The 14,935-nt window shown below is 42.5% G+C and carries 15 protein-coding genes; all 15 read left to right on the plus strand.

Going from position 1 to position 14,935, the window contains the following annotated elements:
- Positions 1-41 precede the first annotated feature (41 nt).
- On the plus strand, positions 42-686 hold the full coding sequence (locus K364_RS0100505) for a bifunctional 4-hydroxy-2-oxoglutarate aldolase/2-dehydro-3-deoxy-phosphogluconate aldolase (protein ID WP_035267366.1): 645 nt from the start codon (positions 42-44) through the stop codon (positions 684-686).
- 94 nt (positions 687-780) lie between these two features.
- Entirely contained in the window at positions 781-1,185 is a 405-nt protein-coding gene (locus tag K364_RS22325) for a 4Fe-4S dicluster domain-containing protein (RefSeq protein ID WP_051533703.1), read from the plus strand.
- 17 nt (positions 1,186-1,202) lie between these two features.
- Positions 1,203-3,107 carry an aldehyde ferredoxin oxidoreductase family protein gene (locus tag K364_RS22330; protein ID WP_035267369.1) on the plus strand — a complete coding sequence of 635 codons (1,905 nt, stop codon included), beginning with the start codon at positions 1,203-1,205 and terminating at the stop codon, positions 3,105-3,107.
- A gap of 32 nt (positions 3,108-3,139) precedes the next feature.
- Positions 3,140-4,165: a sugar kinase gene (locus tag K364_RS0100520; protein ID WP_028306385.1), complete on the plus strand. Its 1,026-nt coding sequence runs from the start codon at positions 3,140-3,142 to the stop codon at positions 4,163-4,165.
- Positions 4,165-4,434, plus strand: coding sequence for a MoaD/ThiS family protein (locus tag K364_RS22335; RefSeq protein ID WP_051533704.1), 270 nt, complete (start codon positions 4,165-4,167; stop codon positions 4,432-4,434). Before K364_RS0100520 ends, K364_RS22335 begins: the two co-directional genes overlap by 1 nt.
- 4 nt (positions 4,435-4,438) lie before the next feature.
- Complete coding sequence (locus K364_RS0100530; protein ID WP_051533705.1) at positions 4,439-5,434, plus strand: aminopeptidase; 996 nt, start codon at positions 4,439-4,441, stop codon at positions 5,432-5,434.
- 61 nt (positions 5,435-5,495) lie between these two features.
- On the plus strand, positions 5,496-6,110 hold the full coding sequence (locus K364_RS0100535) for a flavin reductase family protein (protein WP_028306387.1): 615 nt from the start codon (positions 5,496-5,498) through the stop codon (positions 6,108-6,110).
- A 148-nt stretch (positions 6,111-6,258) separates the two neighbouring features.
- Positions 6,259-7,233: a sugar ABC transporter substrate-binding protein gene (locus K364_RS0100540; protein ID WP_028306388.1), complete on the plus strand. Its 975-nt coding sequence runs from the start codon at positions 6,259-6,261 to the stop codon at positions 7,231-7,233.
- Positions 7,234-7,342: 109 nt separating this feature from the next.
- Positions 7,343-8,863 (plus strand): sugar ABC transporter ATP-binding protein, encoded by a 1,521-nt coding sequence (locus K364_RS0100545; RefSeq protein WP_051533706.1) that lies wholly within the window; start codon positions 7,343-7,345, stop codon positions 8,861-8,863.
- Between the two features lie 7 nt (positions 8,864-8,870).
- The gene (locus K364_RS0100550) at positions 8,871-9,854 is read left to right on the plus strand and encodes an ABC transporter permease (RefSeq protein ID WP_028306390.1); all 984 of its coding nucleotides are present in this window, start codon (positions 8,871-8,873) and stop codon (positions 9,852-9,854) included.
- A gap of 39 nt (positions 9,855-9,893) precedes the next feature.
- Complete coding sequence (locus K364_RS0100555) at positions 9,894-11,018, plus strand: S-methyl thiohydantoin desulfurase family protein (RefSeq protein ID WP_028306391.1); 1,125 nt, start codon at positions 9,894-9,896, stop codon at positions 11,016-11,018.
- A gap of 28 nt (positions 11,019-11,046) precedes the next feature.
- Complete coding sequence (locus tag K364_RS0100560; protein WP_028306392.1) at positions 11,047-12,105, plus strand: Glu/Leu/Phe/Val family dehydrogenase; 1,059 nt, start codon at positions 11,047-11,049, stop codon at positions 12,103-12,105.
- A gap of 366 nt (positions 12,106-12,471) precedes the next feature.
- The gene (locus K364_RS0100570) at positions 12,472-13,770 is read left to right on the plus strand and encodes an RHS repeat-associated core domain-containing protein (RefSeq protein WP_487249614.1); all 1,299 of its coding nucleotides are present in this window, start codon (positions 12,472-12,474) and stop codon (positions 13,768-13,770) included.
- Positions 13,767-14,132: a hypothetical protein gene (locus K364_RS0100575; protein WP_028306395.1), complete on the plus strand. Its 366-nt coding sequence runs from the start codon at positions 13,767-13,769 to the stop codon at positions 14,130-14,132. Before K364_RS0100570 ends, K364_RS0100575 begins: the two co-directional genes overlap by 4 nt.
- 382 nt (positions 14,133-14,514) lie before the next feature.
- Positions 14,515-14,640 carry a hypothetical protein gene (locus K364_RS27470; protein WP_277995517.1) on the plus strand — a complete coding sequence of 42 codons (126 nt, stop codon included), beginning with the start codon at positions 14,515-14,517 and terminating at the stop codon, positions 14,638-14,640.
- Positions 14,641-14,935 lie beyond the last annotated feature (295 nt).

The following is a 14,935-nucleotide window of genomic DNA, read 5'->3' on the forward strand; positions in this document are numbered from 1 at the left end:
AGATTTTAAGCAGGATAGTTAAACAAAGGTGGTGTTTGCAGGTGGCAAGCTTAAAGGAAAGGCAGGCCCTGGTAAGTCTGGTTAAAGAAAAGAAGATTGTGGCAATTTTACGCGGTGTAAAGGAAGAACACGTTGAAAACCTGACAGAAGCTCTGCTTAATGGGGGAATAAGTATTTTGGAGGTAACCCTTAATACACCTGGAGCATTGAAAATGATTAAACTTTTACAAGAAAAGTACTCAGATGAACTGGCAGTTGGTGCAGGTACAGTACTTACCATCCAGGGCGTCCAGGATGTAATAGGGGCAGGAGGCCAGTTTATAGTCACACCAAATCTTAATTCAGAACTTGTAAGATTTTGTGATGGAAATCATATTCCAGTTTTTCCCGGAGCCTTTACAGCAAGTGAGGTGGTGGCTGCTCATGAGGCTGGTGCAGATATTGTCAAGGTTTTTCCGGCCATGCCCATGGGCCCCGGTTATATTAAAGCTCTAAAAGGTCCCCTGGACCATATTTCCTTGATGCCCACAGGTGGAGTGGGGCTGGATAACATTGGCGAGTTTCTAAAGGCAGGAGCCTGTTCCTTTGGCATAGGCGGAGAACTGGTTAATAAGAAGCTTATTGAAGAAGGGAACTGGGTAGAGCTAACTGCTCTTGCCAGAGAATATACTTCTATTCTTAAGTAAATAAAGGGCAGCGGTATGATGTTAGCGGCATGATGCCAAATAGGCAATTGGGAATTATTGGCAAGCTGACTGCTTAAAAAAGGGGGAATAAATATTGAAGATTAAGGTGGAACATGAAAAATGTACCGGCTGCAAGGCCTGCATGTTTGCCTGCTCCATGGTAAACCATAGGGTTGGCAGCTACAAATTTTCACGGATAAAGATTGATAAAGACGAAGCAATTGAATTGTCCAGGCCAATAGTTTGTCACCAGTGTGAAGATGCTCCCTGTGCAGAAACCTGTCCTGCTTCGGCTCTAGAAAGAAACCCGGTAACGGGAGCAATAGTCCTTGACGAAGAAAAGTGCAGCAGCTGCCAGCTGTGCATTGGCAGCTGCCCCTTTGAGGCAATTTTTATGAATGATGATACACTTAAGCCCATGAAATGTGAATTGTGCAGTGGGGATCCCCAATGTGTAAAGGTATGTGAGCTGCCTGGAGCCATCCAGTTGGATAATTAAGAGGGAGGAGGAAGATAATGGCTGGAACTATACTCCATGTTGATTTAACTTCCGGGAAGGTTTGGAAAGAAAGTATTAGTGTTGAGGATGCCCGCAAATATATAGGTTCCCGCGGCTTAAATGCCAGGCTGTTGTGGGATTTGACAAGACCGGGAATAGATCCTCTGGGTCCTGAAAACCCCCTGATTTTTGGTCCCGGGAGACTAAATGGAACTAATGCACCTTCTGCAGGGCGTACCACTATTACCTGCAAGAGTCCGGCAACTGGGCTGTATTTAAAGACAAATGTGGGAGGCCACTGGGGTACAGAACTGAAGTTTGCAGGCTATGATCACCTGGTAGTCCATGGTGCAAGTGAAACACCTGTCTATCTCTATATAACTAATGAGAAAGTAGAAATCAGGGATGCCAGTGAGCTGTGGGGCAAGGATGTGCGTCAGACTACAGAACTGCTCAGAAAGAAGCTGGCTAAAAAGCTTGAGGTAGCATGTATAGGTCAGGCCGGGGAAAACCTGGTTAACATGGCCAGCATCATGTGCTCCATCTATAATGCAGCTGCCAGGGGTGGTCCTGGTGCAGTCATGGGGTCCAAAAAGCTAAAGGCTGTAGCAGTATCTGGTGACGGACATATCTCCTTTGCCGACCCTGAAGCCTTTAATGAAGCAGCCATGCAGTGTGTTAAGGGTTTGTATAAAGAATCTGGAATAGCCGGACTCCATGCCTATGGAACCTCTGGGACTGTACTTCCATTAAATGAGCTAAAAGGCTTGCCGGTAGACAATTTCAAAAGAGGTTTTTATGAGGAAGCTGAAAAAATAGGTGGAATTGAGCTGGCTGAAGCCGGTTACTTGAAACGTAAAGTAGGCTGCAACGGCTGTATTATCGGCTGTCACCGCTACAGCGAAGTTGAAAAAGGTCCCTATAAGGGTTCCTTTGCCGGCGGACCTGAATATGAGACTGTAAATGCTGTGGGTGGAGGCTGCGGCATCTGGAACCTGGAACCAATTTTAAAGGCCAATGAGCTCTGCAATATATACGGCATGGACACCATTTCTGTTGGCGGAGTCATACAATGGGCCATGGAGTGCTACGAAAAGGGTGTATTAACCAAAGAGGATACAGGAGGAATGGAGCTTACCTTTGGCAATGAGGAAGCCATGGTCAAACTGGTAGAGCAGATTGCCTTCAGGGAAGGGCTTGGAGATCTGTTATCCATGGGTGTGAAAAAAGCTGCAGAGAAGGCAGGTAAGGATTCCTACAAGTGGGCAGTTGAGATAAAGGGACTGGAGCAGTCAAGGGTGGATACCCGTTCTGCCTTTTCATATGCATTAGCCTTTGCAGTAAATCCCAGGGGAGCAGATCACCTGCATACTGAATGTTTTGCAGAATTTGGTCTAAGTCAGGAATGCCGTGACGTAATTAAAAAAATAACTGGGGATGAAAAATACGCCAATCCCTATCTGCCGGAGAAGCGCGCAGACATAGTACGCTGGCATGAAGACTGTTATGCAGTTACAGATTCCCTTGGTTTCTGTGCCTTTGTTACCACTGCCCTCTATGGGGTTACCCCAGAACTAATGGCAAGGCTGTTTGGTGCCACCCTTGGGACCCATGTCACAGAGGAAGAAATCATGGAAACTGGGCGCAGAATAGTCACTCTAGAAAAAGCTTTTAATGTACGGGAAGGGGCAGACAGGAAGCTGGATACAGCCCCCTGGAGATTAATGAACGAGGCCCTGGTTGACCGGGCTGAGGGCAACAATGTAATTACCAGAGAGATTCTGGACAAGATGCTTGATGAATATTATGACCTGCATGGCTGGGACAGGAAAACCAGCTGGCCCAGGGAGGAAACCCTGGCAAAACTGGGGTTAGACCAGGTGGTCCAGGGGTTAAGGGAAGTAAACCGCCTGCCGGAATAAAAAGTACAGATATCCAAAGGAGGATTAGGAAAATGTCTGATAAGGTTGTAACCTTTGGTGAAATAATGATGAGACTAGCCACCCCTGGCTTTCAGAGGATTGTTCAAGCCAGGGAATTTGAGGTAACTTACTGTGGCGGGGAAGCAAATGTAGCTGCCAGTTTGGCCAATTTTGGAATGGATGCCTATTTCGTATCAAAGGTCCCTGACAGCCCTGTGGGCCAGGCCTGTATTAATTTCTGCCGCCAGTATGGGATAAAAACTGACTACATGCTCAAGGGAGGCAGCCGCCTGGGTCTTTACTACCTGGAAGCAGGGGCATCCCAGAGGGCTTCCAAGGTTATATACGATAGAAAGGGTTCGGCCATTGCCGGGGCTAGCTATGAGGAGTTTCCCTGGGATGAAATATTTAAGGGAGCAGCAGTATTCCATGTGACAGGAATCACTCCAGCTATCAGCGATTCCGCTGCAGATGCTGCTCTAAAGGCAGTGCAGAAGGCCAAGGAAATGGGGCTTACAGTCAGCTGTGACATAAATTTTCGTAAAAAACTATGGTCAAAGGAAAAGGCCAGGGAAGTAATGAGCAATATTTTTAAATATGTTGATATTGCCATTGGCAATGAGGAAGACACTGAGAATGTTTTCGGCATCAAGGCCGGGGTATCCGATGTAACCAGCGGGCAGATAGATGAAGAGGGCTACTGTAATGTGGCCAGGGAGCTAAGGGAAAAGTTTGGTTTAAGCAAGGTGGCAATTACCTTAAGAGAGAGCTTCTCGGCATCTGACAATGGCTGGTCTGCCCTGTTGTATGACGGCAAGAATTTTTGCTTTTCCAAAAAGTATAATATTCACATTGTAGACAGGGTAGGGGGAGGAGACTCCTTTGCCGGTGGATTGATCTATGCCCTGCTGAAAGGCTATGACAGTCAAAAGGCTGTGGATTTCGCAGCAGCAGCATCCTGTTTAAAGCATACCATACCTGGCGACTTTAACCTGATTACCCTGGAGGAAGTTGAAAATCTCTTGTCTGGTGATGGATCAGGAAGGGTGCAGAGGTAATGGCCGCAATTAACCTTAGATATGTGGGCGGAACCAGCAAATTTTTTAAGGATCCCCAGAAGGTATTATCAATAGCAGAAGGCTCAACAGTTAAAGATCTTTTAGAAATAATCTGGGGGGAAAAAGCCCCAGAACCATGCCAGGAAGATTGTGAAATGCCATTTCTAATCATTGTAAATGGTTCCAACATTCATTATCTGAACAAATATGAAACAGTACTAAAGGATGGGGATACAGTATCATTTTTGCCCTTTCTAGCAGGGGGGTAGGAGTGTGGATAAATTGTCTGTAAGTGAGGATTTGCTTGAAGCAGCACAAATTGTCCTTGCAAAGTGCATGGGAGTTTCTCCAGGGGAAAAGGTGCTGATTGTAAATGATGGTTGGGAACCAGATATTGTAAAGGCACTGACTGGGGCTGCCGGGCTTTTAAAGCATGACAGCGTGGTCCTGCAGTTTTCTCCACGCAAAAACCATGGTGAGGAGCCGCCGGAGCTGGCAGCTGAAGTCATGTCCCTGGCTGATGTGATTCTTATGGTTACATCCAAATCCTTATCCCATACCAGGGCCAGAAAGATGGCTGCCCAACGTGGAGCCAGGGCTGCCAGCATGCCAATGATAACACGGGAAATCTTCTTGCGCTCCATTGACCTGGACTATGGTGTCCTGGCTGAAGAAACTAAATTAGTGGCACACGTTCTCACAAAAGCCAGAGAACTAAAAATTACAACGCCCTCAGGAACTAATCTGCAGATGAACGTTGAGAAGAGGAAAGGCCATCTTGATGTGGGCACCATCCTGGCAAGGGGTTCATCAGGAAACCTGCCTGGAGGTGAAGCCTATATAGCTCCAATAGAAGAGGAAACCCAGGGAATTCTGGTTTTTGAGCAATCCCTGGCCGGTTGGGGCAGGCTGGATTCACCCATTGAGATTTGTGTAAATGGGGGCAGGGTAACCAGTATAAAGGGCGGCAGGGAAGCCCAGTGGTTAAAAGAGACACTTGCAGAAAGTGGCCCCGGTGGAGAAATAGTGGCAGAGCTTGGCATTGGCACCAATCCCAGGGCAGTCCTCAGCGGCAACATCCTTGAAGATGAAAAGGTGAAGGGGACTGTACACGCTGCCCTGGGGAGCAATTTTAGCTTTGGCGGAAGAAATGAAGCCAGCCTGCATATAGATGGGATGTTGTTAAAACCAACACTGTTAGCTGATGGAAGGGAAATTATTGTTGATGGAGTTTTAGTAATCCAGGATGGATGGGTAAATGGCATCTAACCATATATGTTATGTCAAACTTTTAAAATCATAGCTACTAGCAAGGGGTGAAAAATCTAAAATGAAAAAAAATATAGACCAAGGAGATTTAGCCCAAAGTGTATTTTTACTGCAGCCCAGCAGACCTATTTTATGCACCACAATTAATACGGATGGTTCTCTACATGTAGCACCCTTTAGCTGGATAAATCCTGTTTCCCATAAGCCTCCAAGGGTTGCTATGGCTTTATTAAATAAACCTAAGAAACAAAATTCCCTGGTAAACATTGAAAGGACAGGAGAATTTGTAGTAAATGTTCCCAGTTTAGAGCTGGCAGAGAAGCTTGTTGAATGCTCTTATTTAATTAAAGAAGGAGAAAATAAATTTAGAAGAGCAGGGTTTAATGTCCTGCCATCAGTTAAAGTTAGTCCTCCTGGAATCCAAGAATGTAAGGCCCATTTAGAGTGTAAAGTGATTAACTCCCTTGATGCAGGAGATCATACCCTTTTAGTGGCTGATATACTTCAAGCTAGTTATGAGGAAGGAGCCTATAGTTCTAACCTGCTTATTAATCTTGAAAGGTTTACACCTGCCATCCATATCTTAAACTATGTTTTGGATAAGTCACAGGTCCACGTTTTTTTAAAACCCTGTGGCAGTCATACCATAGAGGTACCCTATCCAGATAATCAATAGTAGAAGGTTAATGATAAGCAGATTTAAGAAAAGAGATTTGCAGGGAGGTGATATTAAGTAAAAGAAGATCGGGTTTGCTAGTCGTGTGCTTGTAGTAATTTGTTACAATACTTGTTCAGTACATTAATTCATTGGAGGAGGAAAAAGAATGAAAAAGATGAGGAAAAATTTTTTATGGTTAATAGTTGTAATTTCCTTGATAGGGCTGCTGTTAGTTGGTTGTGGAGGAGGGGATAAGCCAAAGGAGGAGCAGCCAAAGGCTGAGGAAAGGGTTTTTAAGGTAGGCATTAATAATTTTGGTCAAGCAAACTTTTTTGCCAGGGTTGGCAGGGAAGCAATGATTGAACAGATTGAGAAAAATGGCGGAGAGGTAATTGCAACTGTTACTGCTGATGTGCCAAGTAGATTAGCAGCAATTGAAAACATGATAGTTCAGGGTGTTGATGCCATTATCATCCAAGAAGGTGATATAACCCAGGTAGCTCCAGCATTAATTGAAGCTAAAGAAAAGGGTATAATTATTGGTTCAATGGATGCAGGTGATGCAGATTTTGTTGACGTGTTTGTTGAATCAGACAACAATCATCTGGGAACAGCAGCAGCCGAAAAGATGGTTGAATTGATAGGCGGCAAGGGGAATATAGTGGAAATATTTAATGATGCTGGTTCCATGATACGCGTCAGAAGAAACGCAATGCATGAAGTGATCAAGGCATACCCTGAGATCAAAATAGTAGCAGGCTTCACTTATGCATGGCCCGATTTCTTCCCAGATGGCAAGGCTAAAATGGAGGCTATTTTACAGGCTCATCCAAACCCTGGAGATATTGCAGCAGTATATGCAACCTTTGATGGCGTGGGACTTGCAGCAGCACAAGCCATCAGGGAAGCTGGGCTGCAGGACCATATAGTAATTGTAGGAATTGATGGAGATCCAGAGGCTTATAAGGAAATGGCATTACCAGACAGCCCCTTTAAGGCAACAATGGCCCAGGATCCTGACACAATTGCTAGAACAGTAGTGGATAATGTATTTGAATTATTAAAGGGCAATGAGATTCCAGAAAGACATATTTATATTCCAGGAATCCTTGTGACTAAAGATAATATTCCCCAGCAGTAAGGTTTTTGTATAAAAGCTTCTGAAGATTTTGGAAAGTACTAATTAATAGAGTAGGCATGGGGTTGAAATATACTTCATGCCTACCAAAAAAAAATATACGGGAGGAAAAATGTCTGCATTAAGTACTCTAGAAAAAAACAACAACATTATTGAAGCAAAAAATGTGGGCAAGGAATTCAACGGAGTCTGGGTTCTTAGGAATATAGATTTTGATTTAAGATTTGGAGAAATCCATTCCTTGGTTGGTGAAAATGGAGCAGGCAAATCTACCTTTATAAAAATATTATCAGGTATTTATTCACCCAGTGAAGGTTCAATTACTGTTGACGGTACACCTGCAGTTTTTAAAAATGTTAAGGAAAGTGAGGCCCATGGTATAAGGACTGTACACCAGGAAATTAACTTGGTGCCCTTTTTTAATGTTTATGAAAATGTCTTTCTAGGGTCAGAAAATAATTCAAAAACCATGGGCTTGCCTTTAGTAGATAAAGGTAAAATGAAAAGGGAAACTATTAAAGTACTAAAAGACCTGGGTATTGAGTTTGACGTAAGTAAACCTGCCCATCTGCTTAATGCCTCAATGGAAAGAATTGTGGAAATTTGTAAGGTGCTTGTTCATAAACCCAAGGTTATTGTGTTTGATGAGCCTACCACTTCTCTGGGAGAAAGTGAGAGACTTAGACTTTTAGAAGTAATAAAGGGATTAAAAAAGAAGGGAATAGGAATCATTTATATTTCCCATAACCTTGAAGAAGTCCTGGCAATATCTGATAGAATAACAGTTTTTAGAGATGGAAGTAAAATTAGCACAATTGACAGAAAAGACGCAACTACTGAAAAAATTATTAAAATGATGCTGGGGAATAAAACCTATAGTGATTATACAAGAAAACAGAGCTACAGGGCTGATGAGGTCTATCTGGAAGTAAATCATCTTTTTACCGATAAACTTCGTGATGTAAGTTTTAAACTTTATAAAGGAGAAATTTTAGGTATTGCAGGTGTTGTTGGTGCTGGTAAAAGTGAAATAGCAAATGCCCTTTTCGGTATTGACAGAATTCATAAAGGATCTATAAAGGTTTATGATAAAGAGTTATCTCCAACCCCTCAGAAGGCAGTTTCCTGTGGAATGGCTTATGTGCCTGAGGAAAGACAGGCTCAAGGTCTTATACTCAATTATTGTGTCATGAAAAACATTACACTCACATATTTAAAGAAATGGTGCAAATGGAGTGTAATAAACAAGCAAGAAGAAAAAAAAATTACAGAACAATATATTGGAACCTTATCAATTAAAACTACTGGCCCCAACCAGCTTATAAAACTGTTAAGTGGAGGTAACCAACAAAAGGTTATTCTAGCAAGATGGCTTGATGGAGATTTTAATATAGGAATATTTGATGAACCAACCAAAGGTATAGATATTAAAGCTAAAGAGGACATTTATCTTATTCTTGATAAACTTGCCCAACAGGGAAAATCTTCTCTTGTACTATCTTCCTATTTACCTGAACTGCTAGGTATCTGTGACAGAATACTGGTAATAAGAGATGGCAGAATTGTTAAGGAGTTTATTTCAAAAGAAGAGAAAATGCAAGAAAAGATAATGGCTGCCATGTTAGGAGGATGATATATTAATGGTTATTCCTTTGATAATTAAAGACAAAAGTAAAATTAAAGAATTCTTCAGAAAATATGGGACTGTACTAGGTGCCCTAATAATTTTTATAGCCTTTTCTTTAACAACAGAAAGATTCCTTACATCAAGCAATATGCTGATGCTCTTAAGACAAATGAGCATGCTGACAATTATTGCCCTGGGGTTTACCTTTGTCATGGGGGCTGGGGGATTTGATATGTCAATTGGCAGCGCTTGTGGTTTGGTTACAATGCTATTTGCCTTAACCTTTTTAGGAACAGGCAGTCTGCTGTTAGGTTTAATGGTAGCCCTTGCCTGCGGCTTATTAATAGGTCTTATTAACGGATTTTTAGCGGCATATATTGGTCTGCCGGACTTTATTGCTACCTTTGCCGTAGGGTCAATAGCTTATGGTATCAAGATGATGCTGACTAAGGGCAATCCCATTTTTTATCCCCAGGATATGCCCGCAATATTTACATTTCTAGGCCAGGGCTTTGTCGGTCCAATACCTTTTCCAGTAATACTAATGTTTTTCTTTTTAGCCCTTGCTATTTTTGTTTTAAACAAAACCTCCCTGGGGAGACGTGTCTATGCCATAGGCGGCAACCCCACTGCAGCACTTTATGCAGGAATTAATATCAAGAAATACAGGTTAATTACCTTTTTAATCTCTGGGCTTAGTGTTGCCATAGCATCCATAATACTAACCTCCAGACTTGGATCTGCCCAGCCCCTGGCTGGTGAAGAATATCTACTAGATGTTATTGCAGTTGTCTTTTTAAGCACCACCATGTTTGGGGAAGGTGAACCAACCCCAAGTGGAACCTTCGTTGGTGCCTTGATAATAAGCATGCTGAACAATGGACTGACAATGTTAAATGTTCAGTACTATTTCCAGTATATTACCAAGGGGTCTGTTGTAATTTTGGCAGTATTGTTAGCTGTTGCCTTTGGACAAAAACTAAGGGTTAAATTCTAAAGTGTTTAATTCTAAAGCATTGAGCTTGGGGGGAAATAAATGGCAGAGTATGTTTTCAAACTAGAAGATATTGAACCGCTCCTGGAAGGACTTGCAATACTTGGTACTGGAGGTGGCGGCAGTCCTGACTGGGGCAGGGCAATTATGAAATCTGACATGGAATCAGGTAGGGTGTACAGGATGGTGGATCCTGAGGATGTGCAGGATGATGCCTTTGTTATTTCCGGGGGGATTATGGGTTCAGTTAAGACCCTGGAGAAGCTGAGTATTGAACAGTTAATGAGCAAATGGGACAAAAGATTTGAACTTCTCATAGCTTTAAAGGCAATGGAAGGATATTTTAACAGGGAGGTTAATTATGTAGTTCCCTTTGAGGTTGGAGGTCTGAATACTCCTGTGATGTTTGCCCTGGCTGCCAGGGCCGGTATTCCTGTAATTAACGGTGACGGGCTGGGAAGGTGTGCCCCGGAAACTCAAATGACCAGCTTTATAGGCCATGGTATTTCCTTGACGCCCATGCCCCTGGCCGACCACGTGGGAAATACCATAATTGTTACCAAAAGTATAAACAGCACCTTCCCCGATGAGGTTGGCAGATATATGGTAACTAATGGCGGTGGTTTAGGAGGCAACTCCCATTATCCCATGTCCGGGGTGCAGCTTAAAAAATCTGTAATTCCTAGAAGTATTAGCTTGGCCCTGGACATTGGAAAAGAAGTGATTAATGCAAGAAACACTGGAGGAGATACTGTTGAGGCCTTCAGGAGTTATATGGGCGGAATAAACCTGTTTAAGGGTAAAGTTGCCACTGTACAGGGAGAAGACAAGGGTGGATTTTATCGTACAGTAGTTAAAATGGTCGGAACAGATGGCTTTGCCGGTGGGGAAGCCAGGTTGATAGTCAAGAATGAAAGCATGGCCTTGTGGGTAGATGATAAGGTCAGGGCTATTTTCCCCGATTTAATCTGTATGCTGGAGGAAGACGGCAGGGGAATTATGAGCATTGATATTTCAGAGGGAAAAGTATTGAATTTAATTGGCCTGCCCTGCCACGAAAGGCTAAGGGCAAGTGCATTATCATCTGTTGGCAGAGAAGCCTTTGGTTCAGCAAGATATGGTTGTCCAGATTTGGAGTATCAACCCATTGAAGAATTGAACAAGTAAGGTTACATTAAAAGGAGGCCCAAGGTAAATGGAAGTATTTAAAATGTTGGAGGCTAGTGATTATGAGCAGGTTATATTGTGTCAGGATAAGGTTTCCGGATTAAAGGCAATTATTGCTATCCATGATACTACATTAGGACCGGCCCTTGGCGGAACACGTATGTGGACCTATGAAACAGATGAAGCTGCAATTGTTGATGCCATGAGACTAGCCAGGGGCATGACTTACAAGGCTGCTGTAGCTGGTTTAAATCTTGGTGGAGGAAAAGCCGTAATAATCGGGGACCCCCAAAGAGACAAGAGTGAAGGGCTGTTCCGTGCCTTTGGCAGGTATATACAGGGCTTAAATGGTCGCTATATTACAGCCGAGGATGTGGGTACTACTGTACAAGACATGGATTATATAAAAATGGAGACCAGGTTCGTCACTGGTGCATCCGGGGGCAGTGGTGATCCTTCTCCCTACACAGCTCTAGGAGTTTGGTATGGCATGAAAGCCATGGCCAAAGAAGTCTTTGGAAATGATTCTCTAGCAGGCAGGACCATTGCTGTCCAGGGTTTAGGAAATGTTGGCTATTACCTCTGCCAGCATATTGTCAAAGAAGGGGGTAACCTGATTGTTACAGATATTTTCCCAGGCAAGATTGACCAGGCAGTTAGGGAGTTTAATGCAAGGGCTGTGGAACCAGAAGAAATCTTCTCGGTGGATTGTGATATTTTTGCCCCTTGTGCTCTGGGTGCGGTGATCAATGACGTTACCTTGCCCCAGTTAAAGAGCAGCATAATAGCAGGCGGAGCCAATAATGTCCTGCAGGAAGAACATCATGGAGAAATGCTTTATGAGAAAGGCATTCTCTATGCACCTGACTTTGTTATTAATGCTGGCGGTCTCATAAATGTATCAGATGAGTTATATACCTATAACCGTGAGAGGGTATTAAAGGGAGTAGAAAAGATTTATGATAATATAGAACAGGTGCTGTCCATTGCTAAAGAATACAAAATCACAACCTGCAAGGCAGCCAACAGGCTGGCAGAGGACAGGATAGCAAAACTGCGTCACGTAAACAGTATATATCTAGGATAAACTATAATAATTCAAAAAAGCTTTTAACCTCCAAACAGCTCCTATCGAGCTGTTTATTTTTTTTACCAACCTCTCTAAATTTCTCATCCCATTATTATTCAACCGGAAAAAGCAAATGGCATATCCCAGAAATAGGTATATTTTCCTACAATAATCATGACTCTTTTCCAATTTACACCATAACAAATATAAACAATAATGGGTACAAATATTGAAAATGATATATTATTAAAAAAATAGGAGGTAATGGAAATGAAGAAGCAGCGCAAGTATATTTCGATAGTTTTAACCATGGCACTATATGTACATATTTTGTTTTTATCATAGATATGGCTAGGATATTGTGCGGTTTTACAGTAACCCATAATAACAGAACCACAATCTCACAATCCAGGAAATAATCAAACCACCTATGGATATGATGCCAGGGGAAACAGGACAAAGATGGAAGGATATATCTCCTCTGTCTACATGGATGCCCTGGAACTAGAAAGTGAATATAACTACAACACCTTAAATCAACTGGTTCAATATACAGACTTAAACAATACCTTAATTGCCAACTATAAATATGACCATGCAGGGCTTAGGTTTGAGAAAGCAGCCCCATCGAGAATCACTAGATACTATTACGACAATGTCGGCAGAGCTATCGTAGAAACAGATGAAAATGGAACACTTGCAGTCCAGGTAGTATGGGGACATAAACCCCTGGTGAGGGTTATAGGTGGGCAGTATTACTACTACTTGTATAACGGCCATGGAGATGTAGTGCAAATAGTGGATGAAAATGGTAATATAGTTAATAGCTACTCTTATGATGAATGGGGCAATATCCTAGACAAGCAGGAACAAATAGAAAACCCCATACTTTACGCAGGAGAATATTACGATGAGGAGAGTGGTTTATATTACCTAAGGACCAGGTACTACGACCCAGCCATAGGCAGATTCATTACCAGAGACAGCTACGAAGGACAGCTGACAAATCCTCTAAGCCTAAATCTTTATACTTACTGTTGGAATAACCCTTTAGCTTATGTAGATCCAGATGGTAAAAATCCTGTAGCCTTATATCTAGCTGCTTGGTCAGCCTCACCAGATCGCCATACAGATTTACTCATATTGGGGGATTCATACAGTACATTTGCAAACGAAAAAAGCTTTGAAAATGCTGTAATACTGGTTATAGATGGAGTAGCATTTTTAGTACCTGTTGTTCCTGCAGGTGGAGGAAAAGTTGTACAGGCAAGTAGAGAAGTAGTCCTTAGTTTATCTAGCAAAATTGATGATGCCGGACATTATTTGAGACAGCTTCTGGATAAGGGAACGAGTAACGCTGCAGAGGGCGCGGGGCAGGCTTTTGATAATTTCAATGCTCTAAAAAAAGAACTTGGTTCTGCTGGAGAAGGAAAGGCTTGGCACCATGTTGTTGAACAAAGTCAAATCCAGAAATCAGGGTTTAGCCCGCAGCAAATCCATAATACCAATAATGTAATTGCTGTTGATTCTGCGACTCATGCAAAGATAAGCGGATATTATAATAGTATTCGACCTGATATTTCAGGTAATATGAGAGTCAGAGATTGGCTTGCTGGACAGAGTTTTGAAATGCAATATCAATTTGGTATGGATGTCTTGAAACAGTTTGGAGTGATAAAATGAAAAAAATATTAACACCTCAAAAAATTATAAATCAATATCTCGAAACAGGAATCGTGTTGGCAGAAACAGCGTTGAACGGTGATTATAAGAGAGGTAATAAGATTGCAAAAGAGAATCGAAAAGTCTTTGCGAGCTTAGGGCAAAATAAGGATTTAGCTATGCAAGTATTGATGCAAGTCATGAATTCCGATAATGATAAGGCACGCTCAATAGCTGCAACAGATGCTATAAGGTTGGATATTATGATCGAACAGGCTGTTGAAGTTCTGGAAGAAGTAGCAAAGCGTAGCGACATTATTGGATTTGAGGCTAAGACGGCGTTGAAAATTTGGCGTGGAGAGTATCCTGGAAAGACATTATAGGGCCATAATGGACAGCAATGCCCCGCTATGTTCCTTGACAAATGCTGATTTACCTTTATAGACACCTTATTGAATGCTAGTATTGGCTGAGATTGTATGACTACAGCCACCTAAAAGGTATACCTTGCTCAATTTACAACCACCTAAAAGAAACGGCTGGTTTTTTGCCAAAAGCCCTAAGCGGTCGGCATTGCCGATCGCTGTAAACCGGCGGGTGCGCCCAAAGGTGCACCCGCCTTTAACCAGCATCATTTTCGACCCCATGGTTCACCCTGTAAACAGGGATGATTAAGGGCAATTTGCTGCCGAATAATTCATGTGATGATTTCCGGCACAAAGCCGTCAAATTCGGCCTCTTTTCCGATGGATGGGCAAACACCTTATGATGGCTATAAAAATTGAACACAGCGGCACACGGTGGCTCACGGCATTAAACATTTGTGTGCCGGATAACGAGGGCATATATGAAATGCACAGCTTTTGCAGACTGCCAGTAATGAACATATAAATCGGCTTGTACCCCATGGCTCATGGTGAATCATGGATTTACAGGAAATCTGTTCTATGATAAAATTTGTGCCAGAGGGGGGTTTAAGGGGGTAAGAAATTATCCCGGAAAAATCCCTCATTTTCTTTTTCTGCATATGACAGTTTTGATACAAACGCAGAAATGACCTGCAATACTTTTCAGACAGAGTTAACATCACACAACAATAGTGAAAATAACCTGTTTGAAACTGTGAGTCTTGCGGTAGATAGGCTGTCGCGCCCTTGCCCGTTCTGAGAACGAAGGCTATCATCTG

The organism is Desulfitibacter alkalitolerans DSM 16504 (assembly GCF_000620305.1).
Classification (GTDB): domain Bacteria; phylum Bacillota; class DSM-16504; order Desulfitibacterales; family Desulfitibacteraceae; genus Desulfitibacter; species Desulfitibacter alkalitolerans.

What these genes read in the sequence shown, in the direction of transcription:
- K364_RS22330 (WP_035267369.1), top strand. Translation starts at nt 1,203, where the DNA reads ATGGCTGGAACTATACTCCATGTTGATTTAACTTCCGGGAAGGTTTGG.
- K364_RS0100520 (WP_028306385.1), top strand. Translation starts at nt 3,140, where the DNA reads ATGTCTGATAAGGTTGTAACCTTTGGTGAAATAATGATGAGACTAGCC.
- K364_RS22335 (WP_051533704.1), top strand. Translation starts at nt 4,165, where the DNA reads ATGGCCGCAATTAACCTTAGATATGTGGGCGGAACCAGCAAATTTTTT.
- K364_RS0100535 (WP_028306387.1), top strand. Translation starts at nt 5,496, where the DNA reads ATGAAAAAAAATATAGACCAAGGAGATTTAGCCCAAAGTGTATTTTTA.
- K364_RS0100540 (WP_028306388.1), top strand. Translation starts at nt 6,259, where the DNA reads ATGAAAAAGATGAGGAAAAATTTTTTATGGTTAATAGTTGTAATTTCC.
- K364_RS0100545 (WP_051533706.1), top strand. Translation starts at nt 7,343, where the DNA reads ATGTCTGCATTAAGTACTCTAGAAAAAAACAACAACATTATTGAAGCA.
- K364_RS0100550 (WP_028306390.1), top strand. Translation starts at nt 8,871, where the DNA reads ATGGTTATTCCTTTGATAATTAAAGACAAAAGTAAAATTAAAGAATTC.
- K364_RS0100555 (WP_028306391.1), top strand. Translation starts at nt 9,894, where the DNA reads ATGGCAGAGTATGTTTTCAAACTAGAAGATATTGAACCGCTCCTGGAA.
- K364_RS0100560 (WP_028306392.1), top strand. Translation starts at nt 11,047, where the DNA reads ATGGAAGTATTTAAAATGTTGGAGGCTAGTGATTATGAGCAGGTTATA.
- K364_RS0100575 (WP_028306395.1), top strand. Translation starts at nt 13,767, where the DNA reads ATGAAAAAAATATTAACACCTCAAAAAATTATAAATCAATATCTCGAA.
- K364_RS27470 (WP_277995517.1), top strand. Translation starts at nt 14,515, where the DNA reads ATGATGGCTATAAAAATTGAACACAGCGGCACACGGTGGCTCACGGCA.